The organism is Dyadobacter sp. CY261, assembly GCF_021440085.1.
Lineage (GTDB): Bacteria > Bacteroidota > Bacteroidia > Cytophagales > Spirosomataceae > Dyadobacter.
In genome coordinates this window covers 180,991-194,716 of sequence record NZ_JAKCPW010000006.1, presented here as the reverse complement: position 1 = coordinate 194,716, position 13,726 = coordinate 180,991, and the positions used below count along the sequence as shown (strand labels likewise).

The following is a 13,726-nucleotide window of genomic DNA, read 5'->3' as shown; positions in this document are numbered from 1 at the left end:
TTCAGCTACTAAAAGCTTATTTACTTAACTCTTCTATGATTTGGTCGACCTTCTCGTTAGTCAGGTTCATGTAGAACTGCTCGCGGATCTGGAAAACCGGTCCCCAGCCGCATGCGGCAAGGCATTCTACTTCTTTTAATGTAAACAGGCCGTCAGCCGTAGTTTCACCAGGTTCGATACCCAGTTTTCTCTTCAAGTGACCGTACACATCTTCACCACCCATGAGGCAGCAAGGTCCTGTACGGCAATATTCGATCACGTGCTTGCCAACAGGGTCGAGGTGGTACATCGTATAGAATGTAGCCACTTCATACACTTCCACAGGCCGTATATTCAAAAGACCTGCTACATAATCCATTACTTCGCTGCTTACCCAGCCCCATTGTTCCTGGGCTACATGTAAAACAGGTAAAAGAGCCGATTTCTGGCGGCCCTCAGGATAACGTGCGATGATTTCTTTTACTGTCTCGAGTCGTTCGGGTGTGAACGCAACCAGATTAGGTGATTCGGTCATTTCTAAATAGGGTCTTTAACAAACTTTAAGCGTCCAGTTCACCTGCAATTACGTTCATGCTACTCATTGTCAGGATTGCATCCGACAGCGATGAGCCTTTGCACATTTCAGGATAAGCCTGATAATAAATAAAGCTTGGTCTGCGGAAATGCAGACGGTAAGGTGCTCTTCCGCCGTCGCTGATGAGATAGAAGCCCAACTCGCCGTTTCCTCCTTCCACAGCATGGTAAACTTCACCAGCAGGCGCGTCAATTTCTCCCATTACGATTTTGAAATGGTAAATCAGCGCTTCCATGTTTTTATACACTTCCTGTTTTGGAGGCAGATAAAATTCAGGAGCATCCGCATAATACGGGCCCTCTGGCAGGTTATTGATGGCTTGCTCCACAATTTTAAGGCTTTGCCACATTTCTTCATTACGGACCATATAGCGATCGAACGTATCGCCATTCTGACCGATAGGTACTTCGAAATCGAAGTCCTCGTAAGAAGAATATGGGTTCATCACGCGTACGTCATAGTCGATGCCCGCAGCGCGCAGGTTAGGGCCAGTAAAACCGTATGATAATGCTCTTTCCTGTGAAATAGGGCCTACATTAATGGTACGGTCCATAAAAATCCGGTTGCGGTTGAGCAATTTTTCGAGCTCGCGCAGTACCGGTGGAAAGGACTTAATAAATTCTTTGATCTTGCGGATTGCTGTGCTGGACAGATCTCTTTCCATACCGCCCACTCGGCCCATGTTGGTCGTAAGGCGCGCACCGCATACTTCTTCGTAGATCTCGTAAACCTCCTCACGCTTCTGCATTACATACAGAAAGCCCGTAAAGGCGCCGGTATCCACACCGAGGATACTGTTACAAATGATATGGTCGGTAATGCGGGCAAGTTCCATCATCAGCACGCGGATGTACTGCGCTCTCTTCGGAACTTCAATGCCGAGCAGCTTCTCGACCGTCATATGCCATCCCATATTGTTGATCGGGGACGAGCAATAGTTCATACGATCGGTGAGGGTCGTGATCTGGTAAAACGGCCTTCTTTCGGCGATTTTTTCGAATGCACGGTGGATATAACCAATGGTTTGCTCACCCGAAACGATCTTTTCACCATCCATTTTCAGGACGTTCTGGAAAATACCGTGTGTAGCCGGGTGGGTGGGACCGAGGTTAAGGGTCGTCAGTTCCTCAACCAGCTCGGGGAGCTCGCTTTGAGAAGGGACGTTATGCGGTAATAATTCAATATCTGCCATGTCTTACTCAAAAAAGGTCAGCGACCGAATAGGGCATCAATTTTGTCTTCGCGGGTGGCATCTTCCATTGGGTACTCCTTGCGCATTGGGAAATAATCCATCTCCTCGATGTTCAAAATGCGTCTCAAGTTAGGATGACCGTCAAACAAGATACCAAAAAAGTCATATGTTTCCCGCTCCATCCAGTTGGCCGATGCGAACAGGCCAGTGGCGGTCGGGATATGCAAATCAGCCTCCGAAAGGGCTACTTTGATACGGATACGGAAATTATGGACGAAGCTGTGCAGGTGGTACACGACCACGAACTCTTGTCCTTTATTGTCAGGATATTGTACACCGGTAAGGTCGGTGAGAAAGATAACCTGCCAGGTTTTGTGATCTTTCAGGAATTCCATCAGCGGAAGAATGTCTTCCCGCGTTGTGGAAAGTGTGAGGAGCCCGTAAGGTTCTTCGAAACCGAAAACCTGATCACCGAATTTTTCCAAAAGCCCTTCGGCTACCTCCTGGTTAGTCAGCATGGGGGTTATTGAATATTATAAGAGGTCAATAATTCCTGGTATTCGTCGGTATTCCGGCGACGAAGGCTCTCATTCTGTGCTAGATACTGGATCTGCATGAGACCATCGATAATTTGCTCGGGACGCGGCGGGCATCCGGGAACGTAAACATCAACCGGGATGATACGGTCGATTCCTTGCAAAACGCTGTAAGTATCGAATATACCACCACTGGATGCGCAGGCGCCAACGGCCATTACCCAGCGTGGTTCCGCCATTTGAAGATATACCTGCTTTACTACCGGGGCCATTTTCTTGGCAATGGTGCCCATAACCATCAGCAGATCGGCCTGGCGCGGCGAGAAACTGGGGCGTTCCGAACCGAAACGCGAAATGTCATAATGAGCGCCCATCGTAGCCATGAACTCGATACCACAGCATGAGGTCGCAAAAGGCAGCGGCCACAATGAATAGCTCCGTGCAAGACCGATGGCCTGGTCGAGCGAAGTCGCGAAAAAACCGGCCCCGCTGTGCCCGTCAGGAGCTCCAACTATCTTAACTTCTTTCATAATTGACAATAATTTGAATGTTCCGGCCTACTCTTCCCAGTTCAACACACCTTTCCGGATCACATAGTAGAAACCGGAAAGTAACAAGGCCATAAACAATAACATTTCTACAAAGCCGAACATTCCCAGACCTTTGAAATTCACAGCCCAAGGGTACATAAAGATCACCTCCACATCAAACAACACAAAAAGGATCGCTACCAGAAAGTACTTTACGGAAATAGGTGTCCGGGCGTCGCCGACAGATTCGATACCGCACTCAAACGGATCGTCTTTCTTCTGGCTTTTGCGGCTCGGGCCGATGAGGTGAGTGACAATCATGGTGCCACCAATGAAGCCGGCAGCTAGCAAAAATTGCACAATGATGGGCAAATAGTCGGAAGGGAGATATTCGTTTTTCATCTCAATAAGTCGGTTACTACCGGTAAAGAAAGCCGTAAAAACTGTTGCCAGTGAGTTACATTTCTTCCCGTTTCTCAAAATTAGGCTTTGCAAATTTATCAATCAAATTCTTTTGCCTAATTAGTATCATACTAAATAAGCCCCGTTGTGGCGGGGCTTATTTAGTACTAAAAACGGAAATAATGTTTATCTAACCACAATTTGTTTCGTAAGGCTCTGACCCTGCCCAGTCACACGGAGGATGTACTTGCCGGTAGGCAAAAGACCCACGTCGATTTGCATCCGGCTATCGAGCAATTGAGGAGAAGTGGTTTTGATAATGTTACCGTGAATGTCGAACAGCGTGAATGACGCGTCCTTGATATTGTCCCGTGACTCAATGTAAATGTAAGTACCTTGGCTAGGGTTTGGGTAGATAACGATCTCGTTTTGTTCGTTTGTTTTGAACTCTCTGGAAGCCGTATCCGAATAGCAGACCAGCGTATTGCTGTTTCCGATCGTGTAAGTCACTCTCGCTTTGGTGGAGTACACACCTGATTTCAAAATCTTGATAAGTGTCGCAGTGGTATCACTCTCTGAGCCGGGACGTCGCCAGAGGAAACTTTCATTCGTTTCGGCCCCCTCCGGGATGCTCGCAGAAATGCTGAAAGGCCCGGATGGTTCGATGGTTGGCTTGGAGATTTTGGCACGGATCGTCAATGTTGCGGGCGATGAGTTATTCGAAACGCATCCAAAAACGTTTTGGCTTTTAACATAGTAATTGCCGCTTTCGGCGATACTGGCAACTGCTCCGGTTGCTACCACTTCCGCTGCGCCCTGCTTGTACCAGTTGTAAATTTCTCCTTCATCGTTTACAGAGAATTTGAACGATGAATCGGCACAAGCTTGTTGCTCGCCTTGTTGAAGAATGCTGGGTTGCACCGGCCTGGCGTCATTGTTAAGGACCACTACCGAAGTAAGAATAGAGTTGCCGGCTGCGTCACGAACCGTAGCCCGGTAAGTTCCGGCTTTCCGAATGGTGATTGTACTGCTTTTTGGTGTTGAGATAGTCTCCCCTTTTTCAACGGTCTTCCATTCATAGGAGGCGTATCCTGTTGGTAATGTCATGGTTACTGCATCATTATCAGTAGTGCAGACTGCAGTGATCGCAGGGACGGCTGCTGGTGCAGCAGGTGGAACTGTGGAAAAGAAGTTAGCATCAAGGCTCTCATTCCAGGCGTTAGCGAGAATTCGGAGTTCATCTTCTCCTTCGAAGTGAAGGCCATCCTTGCGGTCTGGTACCAGCGGATCGGTTTGGGGACCTGCGTAAGTAGGGTTAAATGGGGTATCGAGTACCGCATTTTGGGCTGCAATGATACCGGGATACGGTTTGGGATCTACCTTATTGTCACCTGATGATAGGCTTGTGCGTGCTATCACCCAGTAAATTCTTTTTTGTGTATCGGTTTGCAGCTTGTCTATGATAGTTTGAAGACTCGTTCTGTACAAAGCAGAAGTTGTTCCGAAAAAGCCATCCGTTTCACCCTGCATCCAAAGGACAGCGCGTAAGCCGTACTGATTGCCATAGTTGCGGGCAGCGATCCGAAGATTGGCATAAGGCATTCCGGGATTGTAGTTGTAACCATAAAAACTAGCAGTCTTCTTTCCTACCGCACTTTCTGCCCAGTTCGTCACCGACGTGCCTTCCCATGCCGTATTGATAAAAAGCACAGGTACGTTCAGTTTGGTAACCAGGAGGTCGCCCAATGCTCCCCAGCACCATGCGGTCTGGCCGCGCGGAGACATTGTCTTTATGTTGCTGGTAATCTTTGAAAATGTGGGAGGTACTGGATCTGTAAGCAGATCGTCATACATACCGAGAGGATCATTCTCGTAGTTATCGATATAAAGTACCCTGTCGTCCACAGCTCCCGGAGGTGTTGGCTTGCCCTTTAGGCCTTGCGCATTGGACTGACCGGCAATGATAAAAACCTCGCCTATCCCAACACGTGAAAGCACATCCCTTCCTACAATCTTGCCATCGGAAACGCCTCTTACTTCAAGCGTATACCAACCTCCGAACAAGGTTATCCTACCCATGAAAACCCCACCTTTTGGTGCGATCTGTAAATCTTGCCAGGGAGTTTCCACACCTTGTCCCTGGACAACAGGCACGGCCCTGATTTCTATTTTGTCCATTAGGGCGGTAAATGTTCCAGATACAGTCAGCTCTCTTTGCCCCGTCACATCCCGCTGATAGACGGCCTGAAAAGTAGGAGAAGTAATTTTGATCTGAGAAAAGACCGTCGATGAAACGAGACAAACCAACAGCAATGCCTTTGCCACTACCGGAAGAATAATTCTATAACGCATTGGTAATTCTGATACAGGTAAAGTTTTATAGGCTATAATGATTCAGGTTTTGATTTTGCTAATGCATTCAATGACAAAACAGTCACAAATGTAAGGGATAATTTTGGGTAAAATATCACTATTCCGCTTTTTTGACGAGGAAGCTGTTGAATGCCCGCTCATCGAACGATGACCAGCTTTTGCGTAGCATTCAATGATGCCGAGGTGACCCGAATGAAATAGATTCCGCTGGAAAGCCCGCTGAGATTGAAGTATTGTTGGCTATCAAATTTTGCCACTTTGAAGGTGCGGTGAATCACTCCTCGGCTGTCGATAATCTGCACTTCGGCGTTCACAACATTTGTAAGTGTTTCAACAGCGACCCTCTCGGTAACATTCGGATTCGGGTAAGCTACGAAGCCGGGATTTGCAGTGTCAAGATAGAAAAGGAACGGCTCGGAAAACTCGGATGCACAGGTAAGCGTCGAACTGTAAACGATGGTGTTGTTGACAACGTAATTACCTGCCCGAACAGCCTTCAGTGTGGCGCTGTTCTCAGTCAGTTCGACATCGTTGTATTTCCAAACGTGGTCGCCGACGTCCAGGTTGTTTTCCGCAAAAAGGGTGTAAACACCTACCTTCTTGATTGTCGGGGCTGTTGGCGAAGGTTTCACTTCTACGGCAACAGAAGCTGAATAGGGGGAATAGCAGCCACGGTCATCCATAATCCTTGCAGCGTAGTCGCCCGTCTTGACAACTTCTATACTGTCTCCCTCTAAACCGTTGTTCCAAAAGAATTCATTACCATTGGATGCTTTTAGGAAAATTGTATCGCCGTCACAAAAAGTGGTTGCCTGTCGGGCCGTAACCGTAGGAGAAGGTGGCAATGCCAATGTTTGTGTGGCGATCTGATTGCTCGGATCGGAGTAGCATTGGAACTCATTAATCGTCTGCACCGAATAAGTACCGGCGATTGTCACTTTCAAGGTTTGGGTGGACGCTCCATTGCTCCATAAAAAGCCTGCCGCGGTAGTCGAAGTAAGATTTACGCTCAGATCTGCACAGAAAGTTGTTGGGCCATCCGAGGTGATCACTGGCGTAGGCGGGAGGGGATTCGCTACCACCTGCACCACAGGCGATACCGGCGAAATACAGCCATTGGCGTCCTTAGCAGAAATAGTAAAATTGCCCGAAGTCCGTATCTCGATTTCACGTTCTGTTGAGCCATTGCTCCACTGATAGAGGTATGCTTCGCTACTACGCAATCTGGTATAATCACGGTCACAGAATGTAGTAGGGCGCAAAGCGGTAATGGCTGGTGTGGCGGGCAATGGGTTTACTTTCACGGCTACCTCGTCAGATTTGGATTCGCAGCCGTTGCCGTCACGCTGTGTGAGCGAGAATGTGCCGGTGGCAGTGACCGAAACCGTTTTAGTAATCGCCGTTGTACTCCAGATATTGCCCGTATCATAGTTGGATGTCATGGTCACATTGCCGCCGTCACAGAATGTGGTTTCGCCGCTCAACGAAATTTGCGGTTTGGCAGGCAATGGATTTACTTTCACTGTAATTACATCCGATTCGGGAGAGTAACAGCCTTCTTCATTGAGTGCGCGGGCACGGAAATCTCCCGAGTTCACCGCGGTAATGCTTGGATTCGTGACACCATTTGACCAAACGCTCTTCACCTTCGAATCTGAAGTAAGCGTTACCTCGCCGCCTTGGCAGAAAGTTAGCACGCCAGATGCGGTAATTTTCGGTTTGTCGGGTAAAGGCGATGTTACTACTTTCATCGTCACTTTTTCGGACGTAGCCTCGCAACCGTAGATGTTTTTTACTTTCACAAAATAGTCGCCTCCCACCGTAACAGGAAGGCGGTCGCCCGTAGCACCAGTGTTCCATGTCGCATTTTCAGCAGAGCTTGAAACCAATGTAGCAGTATTGCCAACGCAAACCGGGTTGCTTCCATCAATGCTAATGGTCGGTTGGTTCGGCTGGATTTGTTCGGAGATGCGGATTTCCGGCGACCATATCAGATTATTGCGATCATCACGTGCGGTAACACGATAAGTCCCGTTACCAACTTGCACACTATTGGAATTACCTCCATTTGTCCAGCTGAAATCACGGACTCCGCTATTTTCCACAGTTAAAGTCACGTTGCCATTGCCTGCGCATGAAGCCACAACACTCAATGGAGTCATTCCCGAATACGGTTCGGAACGGTTGAAAAAGTCGTCGTTGAGGCGGTCGTACCAGGCATCTGCCAGTTGGGTCAGGCCATCCTTCATGAAGTGAACGCCTTCGAGATTATTAGCAGCATCGGTACGGGGAGTTTGTATCAAGTCGGTCTGAGGTCCCTGAAATACATTGGGTACGTTGTTGATAACCTTGGCCTGTCCTTCAATAATCTCGTTGTCAGATCCGTTTCTATTGTTGTAGGATGTTTGGGATACCATCCATGAAATGTTCTTGCCTGACTCATTTCTGGATGCCTCGATAACCGTTCTCAGATCATTGAAATACTCATCCCTACCGGTGTTCCTATCATTGTCAGCCTCTCCCTGGATCCAGAGAATTCCTCTTAGCCCTGTGAGTGAAGTATAGCGACGGATTACATCCCGCATATTGCTGTAAGGCATTCCCGCAGGTTCAAAATTTCTGTCAGCATAAAAAGATTTGGCATAAGCGCCCGAAATACTTTCACGCCATGCTGCAACGTGGGTTCCGTACCACGCTACGTTATAGAAGAGCACCGGCACGCCCAGTTTAGAGGCCAGCCTATCGCCCAGCCTCCCCCAATTCCAGGCAGACCTGCCTCGTGGAGCAATGTCGGACTGGGAATCAACATGTGTAAATGACGGATATGGGTAATCTGACCCCATGCTTGGGAGACCGTCTATTGGCTGTACATTCATGTGATTTACGGCACTAACCCGGTCGTCTCCGGCGCCCTGTACTCCCCAATCAAAGTATGGTTTGCCTGGCTCATCATTCCGGTATCCCTCCCCGTTCGATTGTCCAGCGATCATAAACACTTCGCCCACGCCTACATGGTCTACCGGGCGCGTGTCTATTACCTGGCCACCTTTCAAAGCCCGGATTTCAAGCCTGTACCAACCGCCTTGCACATCGGTGAGCACTCCCGAGAAGAAACCGCCCTGTGGATTGTCTTTTACGGTTGCCCAGTCCCTATTTGTGCCTGAATCGGTGAGTTTGGTAAGCTTTGCTTCAATTTTGTCCGCTACCTTCGTGTAGCTTCCAGCAATGTAAATAGTAGCCTTATTACCTTTATCGCGCTGAAATACGGCGCGATCGGATGGGAAATCGATGTTGATTTGTCCGTGTGCGGTAAAAGAAATAATGCCGAATACTACCCAAAACAAATACGGTAGATAGTGTCTCATGTTACTGGAAATTCATTGAAATAACTGCTTGGACACACAATTTGCACCGAATGGTTGCCTCTTTCAAGAAAATATTATCCTACGGGAAACGGCGAGTTGATCAATTCCCATATTCTGTCTTTCAATTGTTCAATTCCTTCTTGGGTAATTGCAGAAATAAGAAGTGTGGGGATACCGTTTGGTAGATTTTTCTGTAATGCAACCCGCTCGTCATCAGCGAGTACATCCATTTTAGAAATAGCCAAAATGCGGTTTTTATCGAGAAGGGATGGATTGTACAGTCGGAGCTCCTGTACGAGTGTCTGATATTCCGCCTCAATGTCCTCACTATCGGCAGGTACGAGGAAAAGCAGAATAGAGTTGCGTTCGATATGTCGCAGGAAGCGGAGGCCAAGCCCCTTGCCCTGTGAGGCACCTTCAATGATGCCGGGAATGTCCGCCATCACGAACGATTTATAGTCGCGGTAGGCTACTACACCCAGATTAGGGACCAGGGTAGTGAAGGGGTAGTCGGCAATTTCCGGCTTGGCGGCCGAAACTACCGACAGTAATGTGGATTTGCCGGCGTTGGGGAAGCCAACAAGTCCGACGTCAGCCAATACTTTCAGTTCAAGCACAAACCATTCTTCGGTGCCGGATTCGCCAGGTTGTGCATATTGGGGTGTTTGGTTGGTAGCCGATTTGAAATGGTCGTTGCCCATTCCGCCACGACCGCCGCGGAGCAGGATCATTTCCTGTCCGTCTTCGGTAATCTCAAAAAGCTCCTCACCCGTTTCTGCATTTTTTGCTGTTGTTCCGAGTGGGACTTCAAGAATAATGTCTTTTCCGATGGCACCTGTTCGTCGGCCGCCTTCACCCCCTTTGCCGTCAAAAGCCTTGACGTGCTTGGTATATTTCAAGTGCAGCAATGTCCAGAGTTGGGAATTGCCTTTCAGGATCACGTGGCCTCCGCGTCCGCCGTCGCCGCCGTCGGGTCCACCTTTTTCGACGTGTTTTTCACGGCGGAAATGCAGGGAACCGGCACCGCCGTTACCGGAGCGCGCATTAATCTTTACGTAGTCGATGAAGTTGGAGGAGGCCATGTGGGTATAGTGAAAAATTGGAAATTAGGCAGCTTCGATAGCTTTCGAAATTTCTCCGAAAATAAAATCGATCTCGCCTATCCCGTCGATAGCTACAAACTTACCTTGTTCCTGGTAATAGTCTGCCACGGGTTTGGTTTTACTGTTATATTCCTGGATGCGCTTTGCGATCAGCTCTTCATTCTGGTCGTCGGGACGACCTGATGTTTTGCCGCGGTTCAGCAACCGGGCGAGCAGCTCGTTGTCGTCAACCGACAATGCCACCATCACCGAAATGCCTTCATCATAGCTTGAGAGCAGGTTATCTAGCGCTTCGGCTTGCTTCACAGTTCTCGGGAAACCGTCGAAAATAAAGCCGGCCGCGTCGCGGTGCTCTTTCAATTTGTTGTCGATCATCCCGATCACCACCTCGTCGGGTACCAGAATACCCTGGTCCATCAATGTTTTGGCTTTCAATCCCAGTTCGGTTCCCGTCTGGATTTCGGAGCGAAGCAGATCTCCTGTCGAAAGGTGGATCAAATTGTACTTTGCAATTATTTTTTCACTTTGGGTACCTTTCCCAGCACCCGGAGGGCCAAACAGTATAAGATTCAGCATAGTTGCTTCAAAAATTGATGTCGCGGTAGATTGGTGAATATCCCGCAAATTTACAATTCTTACTATATGTCAGCGATATTGTTGCATAATTTTTACAAGAAAAATCCCCTTCACCATTTCTGACAAAGGGGATTCGCTATCGTAAAAGTGGCTCCAATCAGGGAATAACCACCCTTTTCACCGCCCCATCTTCATTCTGAACCACTGTTACGAAGAGCGTTCCTTTTGTATTTTTCTTAAGTTCGATCTGGCCTACGTATTCTCCTTCAAAGTCGTGGATCTCTTTTTTCCCCACTTCCTTACCCTTTGTGTCGGTTACTGTCACGGTCACATTACCTTTTTCGGGTACGCTGAAACGCAGATTGAGCACATCGTCGGCCGGGTTGTTAGCATAGGCTGTCAGTGAACGGACATTAGCGGATTTGACATTGTTGTCCCATTCATAGTCGAAGTTTTTCCCGAAATTCTTACCAAAGTCTTCCATTTCACGCATTAAAATTTTGGCTTTCGGGTGGAAATCCTTATTGAAGTTTTTCTCGATCGTTTTTATATTTTCACGGAACTTGTCGGAATCCCAGTCCATATCATATTTGAAATCGCTGTCCCAGTGAAATGCCATCGGTTCGTGGGGGTCGCGGTGATCGATGATGACTTTTTTACGCTTTTTAGCAGCAATCGCGCCGTCGTTTCCATCGTCAACTGTAATAGAAATGGTTTGCTTTTTTTTCTTATCCACTTTCAATGAATCAAGGACTTTGTCGACGAACTTTTGTCTTTCCGTGTCGGTCATTGCACCCACTTCATAACTCCTTTCAATATCCCGCGTCTTACCGTTTTCGTCCTCCGTGACTTTAATACGGATACTTGTCTTTTTGTCCTGATCCTCGGATTTTGGTTTTTTGTCTGATTGCGCCTGGGCAACGGATAGGAATGCGGGGGCGGCTACGAGCAGCAGCGACCATGTCAGTTTTTGAATAGAGACAGTTTTCATAAGCAGTTTTTGTTTTGAGTCTGAATGAATTGCAAAACCATGGCTATGTTGCTTTTAGCGCTGTTAAATAATGTTAAAAACGCTTCGGGCCGGGGGCGAAACATTAAATTTGTTTCTGTCAAAATGTCGGGCAAAGCATAGCCCGCGTTGCATAAGGGAGCAGAAATTATGACCAGAAGGAAAATACAAATCATAGTAGGGCTAATGTGTCTGGCGCTGATCGGCCTGATCGGCTTTCAATGGTACTGGATCAGGGAGGCTATCGCAATCCGAAATGACCAGTTCAACCAGAAGGTTTCGGAGTCGGTACAACAGGTGGTACACCGGTTGGAAAAACAGGAAATGATGTACCTGTTGCAACGCCGGATCGAGACCGAACAACAGAAAAGCAGGCTCGATCGCATTGCGCAATTACGCGAGATGCCGGTGAAGCGGACCGTCCCGCCTGCCTCTAAAGTGCCAATGCAGGAGACAGTGCCGCGTATGCAGCCCCGGATGGAAATCGCGATCGGTCCAAACGGGGAGGAGATTCATTACCAGATTATTACAGAAGCAGTGCCTACCGACGTGCTAAGCCCTAATTTCAGAGTGATGGTGGATCACCAGCAGCGCATTATGGAAGAGTTTTTCCAGGCCCAGCAATATGGCATGGCCGGTATAGACGAGTTTATGCGCCGCAGGCTGGATGATGAGCGCCGTTTGGGTAATGCATTCCGCGGTGTTGCTGATCTCGAAGTGCGCCGGAAGGGCGGTGACGGGCAGAAAAAGGATTCCGTTTCGAGAAGCATCGCGAACCGGAAAGTAGCATTGCCGGACAATGTCAAAGGCGGCAAGCAAAAATCGCGTGCTGTGATTGCTTCGGCGGAGCCCGACCGTGCCGAGTTGCTGAAAGAGGTGATGAAGGATTTCATTTACACCAAAAGGCCTATTGAGCAGCGTGTGAACCGTTTTTTACTAGATACGCTGTTAAAAAAACAACTGGTTCAAAACGGTATAGCATTGCCATATGAATTTGCTGTGCGGGGAGCAGTGCGCGGGCAGTTGGCAGATAGCCTTATTTTCTCGACCGTGAGCATGCGGCCAGGTGAATGGGAGGAAAGGTCTTATAAGGCATCGCTTTTTCCCAATGAGACGCTAGGTGCGCAGAATGCACTGTACGTATTTTTTCCAGATCAGCAGCGGTATATTCTGAGCAATATGGGTGTGATGTTTGGCGGCTCGGGCATATTGATCATTGTCATCATGGCTTGTTTCTACATGGCCGTGACGACCATTCTTCGTCAGAAAAAGCTTTCAGACATTAAGAATGATTTTATCAACAACATGACCCACGAGTTCAAAACGCCCATTTCCACCATTGCATTGGCGGCGGAAATGGCCCACGAGAACTCGGCTTCTTTAATGGAAAACCCCAAAGCTGCACGACTGGACCGCTATCTGGGTATTATCCGCGAGGAAAACAAAAGGCTTGGGACACACGTGGAGAAGGTATTGCAAATGGCATTGCTGGATAAAGGTCATGTTAAACTAAAAATTACCGACGCCAATATCCATGACCTGATCGGTAAGGCTTTAAATGGTCAGAGTGTCCAGATCGAACAGAAAGAAGGCGAAGTCGATTTGAATTTTGATGCAGAGGAAGATGTAGTGGCCGCGGATGAGGTACATATCTCTAATATCCTCAATAACCTCATCGACAATGCGATCAAATACTCGCCCGAGAAGCTGCATTTGAATGTCACTACTAAGAATGAGAACGGCGGTATTGCCATTTCGATCGCCGACAAAGGCATTGGCATGAGCCGTGAGCAGCAGCAGCGGGTGTTCGACACATTCTACCGCGTGCCTACTGGTAATGTCCATGATGTGAAAGGTTTCGGGCTCGGGCTGAGTTATGTAAAAAAGATGGTTGAGGCGCACGAAGGAATCGTCCACTTGCAGAGTAAACCGGGTGAGGGAAGCACATTTACGATCTGGCTGCCGGTCCGCAAAGAGGAGCAATAGTTTAGAAATATCGCCTGTAACCCCTAACTTGCCGTCATTTTAAGACGACCAACCGACAGTTACGGTAAATTTCTGAATAG

General features: G+C 48.1%; 11 protein-coding genes. 1 reads left to right on the top strand and 10 read right to left on the bottom strand.

The window, feature by feature from the left end:
• Positions 1 to 16 precede the first annotated feature (16 nt).
• The 10 genes from nuoE to LZD49_RS18025 all read right to left on the bottom strand — a co-directional run bounded on the left by nuoE (position 17) and on the right by LZD49_RS18025 (position 11,642).
• Positions 17 to 514, bottom strand: a complete 498-nt coding sequence (gene nuoE / locus LZD49_RS18070; RefSeq protein WP_234668979.1) for an NADH-quinone oxidoreductase subunit NuoE — start codon at positions 512 to 514, stop codon at positions 17 to 19.
• Between the two features lie 25 nt (positions 515 to 539).
• The gene (nuoD, locus tag LZD49_RS18065) at positions 540 to 1,766 is read right to left on the bottom strand and encodes an NADH dehydrogenase (quinone) subunit D (protein ID WP_234668978.1); all 1,227 of its coding nucleotides are present in this window, start codon (positions 1,764 to 1,766) and stop codon (positions 540 to 542) included.
• Positions 1,767 to 1,783: 17 nt separating this feature from the next.
• On the bottom strand, positions 1,784 to 2,284 hold the full coding sequence (locus LZD49_RS18060; protein WP_234668977.1) for an NADH-quinone oxidoreductase subunit C: 501 nt from the start codon (positions 2,282 to 2,284) through the stop codon (positions 1,784 to 1,786).
• A gap of 5 nt (positions 2,285 to 2,289) precedes the next feature.
• Positions 2,290 to 2,832 (bottom strand): NADH-quinone oxidoreductase subunit B, encoded by a 543-nt coding sequence (locus LZD49_RS18055; RefSeq protein ID WP_234668976.1) that lies wholly within the window; start codon positions 2,830 to 2,832, stop codon positions 2,290 to 2,292.
• A gap of 27 nt (positions 2,833 to 2,859) precedes the next feature.
• On the bottom strand, positions 2,860 to 3,234 hold the full coding sequence (locus tag LZD49_RS18050; RefSeq protein WP_234668975.1) for an NADH-quinone oxidoreductase subunit A: 375 nt from the start codon (positions 3,232 to 3,234) through the stop codon (positions 2,860 to 2,862).
• A gap of 186 nt (positions 3,235 to 3,420) precedes the next feature.
• Positions 3,421 to 5,586, bottom strand: a complete 2,166-nt coding sequence (locus LZD49_RS18045; RefSeq protein WP_234668974.1) for a sialate O-acetylesterase — start codon at positions 5,584 to 5,586, stop codon at positions 3,421 to 3,423.
• A gap of 158 nt (positions 5,587 to 5,744) precedes the next feature.
• Positions 5,745 to 8,972, bottom strand: coding sequence for a T9SS type A sorting domain-containing protein (locus LZD49_RS18040; protein ID WP_234668973.1), 3,228 nt, complete (start codon positions 8,970 to 8,972; stop codon positions 5,745 to 5,747).
• Positions 8,973 to 9,046: 74 nt separating this feature from the next.
• Positions 9,047 to 10,054, bottom strand: coding sequence for a GTPase ObgE (gene obgE / locus LZD49_RS18035; RefSeq protein ID WP_234668972.1), 1,008 nt, complete (start codon positions 10,052 to 10,054; stop codon positions 9,047 to 9,049).
• Positions 10,055 to 10,078: 24 nt separating this feature from the next.
• Positions 10,079 to 10,651, bottom strand: a complete 573-nt coding sequence (locus tag LZD49_RS18030; RefSeq protein WP_234668971.1) for an adenylate kinase — start codon at positions 10,649 to 10,651, stop codon at positions 10,079 to 10,081.
• A 157-nt stretch (positions 10,652 to 10,808) separates the two neighbouring features.
• Positions 10,809 to 11,642, bottom strand: coding sequence for a T9SS type A sorting domain-containing protein (locus tag LZD49_RS18025; protein WP_234668970.1), 834 nt, complete (start codon positions 11,640 to 11,642; stop codon positions 10,809 to 10,811).
• A 168-nt stretch (positions 11,643 to 11,810) separates the two neighbouring features.
• Between LZD49_RS18025 and LZD49_RS18020 the strand changes: the two genes are divergently transcribed.
• Complete coding sequence (locus LZD49_RS18020) at positions 11,811 to 13,646, top strand: sensor histidine kinase KdpD (protein ID WP_234668969.1); 1,836 nt, start codon at positions 11,811 to 11,813, stop codon at positions 13,644 to 13,646.
• Positions 13,647 to 13,726: the final 80 nt, after the last annotated feature.

Excerpts from the sequence above, each read along its gene's own strand:
- nuoE (WP_234668979.1), bottom strand. The coding sequence starts at position 514 with ATGACCGAATCACCTAATCTGGTTGCGTTCACACCCGAACGACTCGAG.
- nuoD (WP_234668978.1), bottom strand. The coding sequence starts at position 1,766 with ATGGCAGATATTGAATTATTACCGCATAACGTCCCTTCTCAAAGCGAG.
- LZD49_RS18060 (WP_234668977.1), bottom strand. The coding sequence starts at position 2,284 with ATGCTGACTAACCAGGAGGTAGCCGAAGGGCTTTTGGAAAAATTCGGT.
- LZD49_RS18055 (WP_234668976.1), bottom strand. The coding sequence starts at position 2,832 with ATGAAAGAAGTTAAGATAGTTGGAGCTCCTGACGGGCACAGCGGGGCC.
- LZD49_RS18050 (WP_234668975.1), bottom strand. The coding sequence starts at position 3,234 with ATGAAAAACGAATATCTCCCTTCCGACTATTTGCCCATCATTGTGCAA.
- LZD49_RS18045 (WP_234668974.1), bottom strand. The coding sequence starts at position 5,586 with ATGCGTTATAGAATTATTCTTCCGGTAGTGGCAAAGGCATTGCTGTTG.
- LZD49_RS18040 (WP_234668973.1), bottom strand. The coding sequence starts at position 8,972 with ATGAGACACTATCTACCGTATTTGTTTTGGGTAGTATTCGGCATTATT.
- obgE (WP_234668972.1), bottom strand. The coding sequence starts at position 10,054 with ATGGCCTCCTCCAACTTCATCGACTACGTAAAGATTAATGCGCGCTCC.
- LZD49_RS18030 (WP_234668971.1), bottom strand. The coding sequence starts at position 10,651 with ATGCTGAATCTTATACTGTTTGGCCCTCCGGGTGCTGGGAAAGGTACC.
- LZD49_RS18025 (WP_234668970.1), bottom strand. The coding sequence starts at position 11,642 with ATGAAAACTGTCTCTATTCAAAAACTGACATGGTCGCTGCTGCTCGTA.
- LZD49_RS18020 (WP_234668969.1), top strand. The coding sequence starts at position 11,811 with ATGACCAGAAGGAAAATACAAATCATAGTAGGGCTAATGTGTCTGGCG.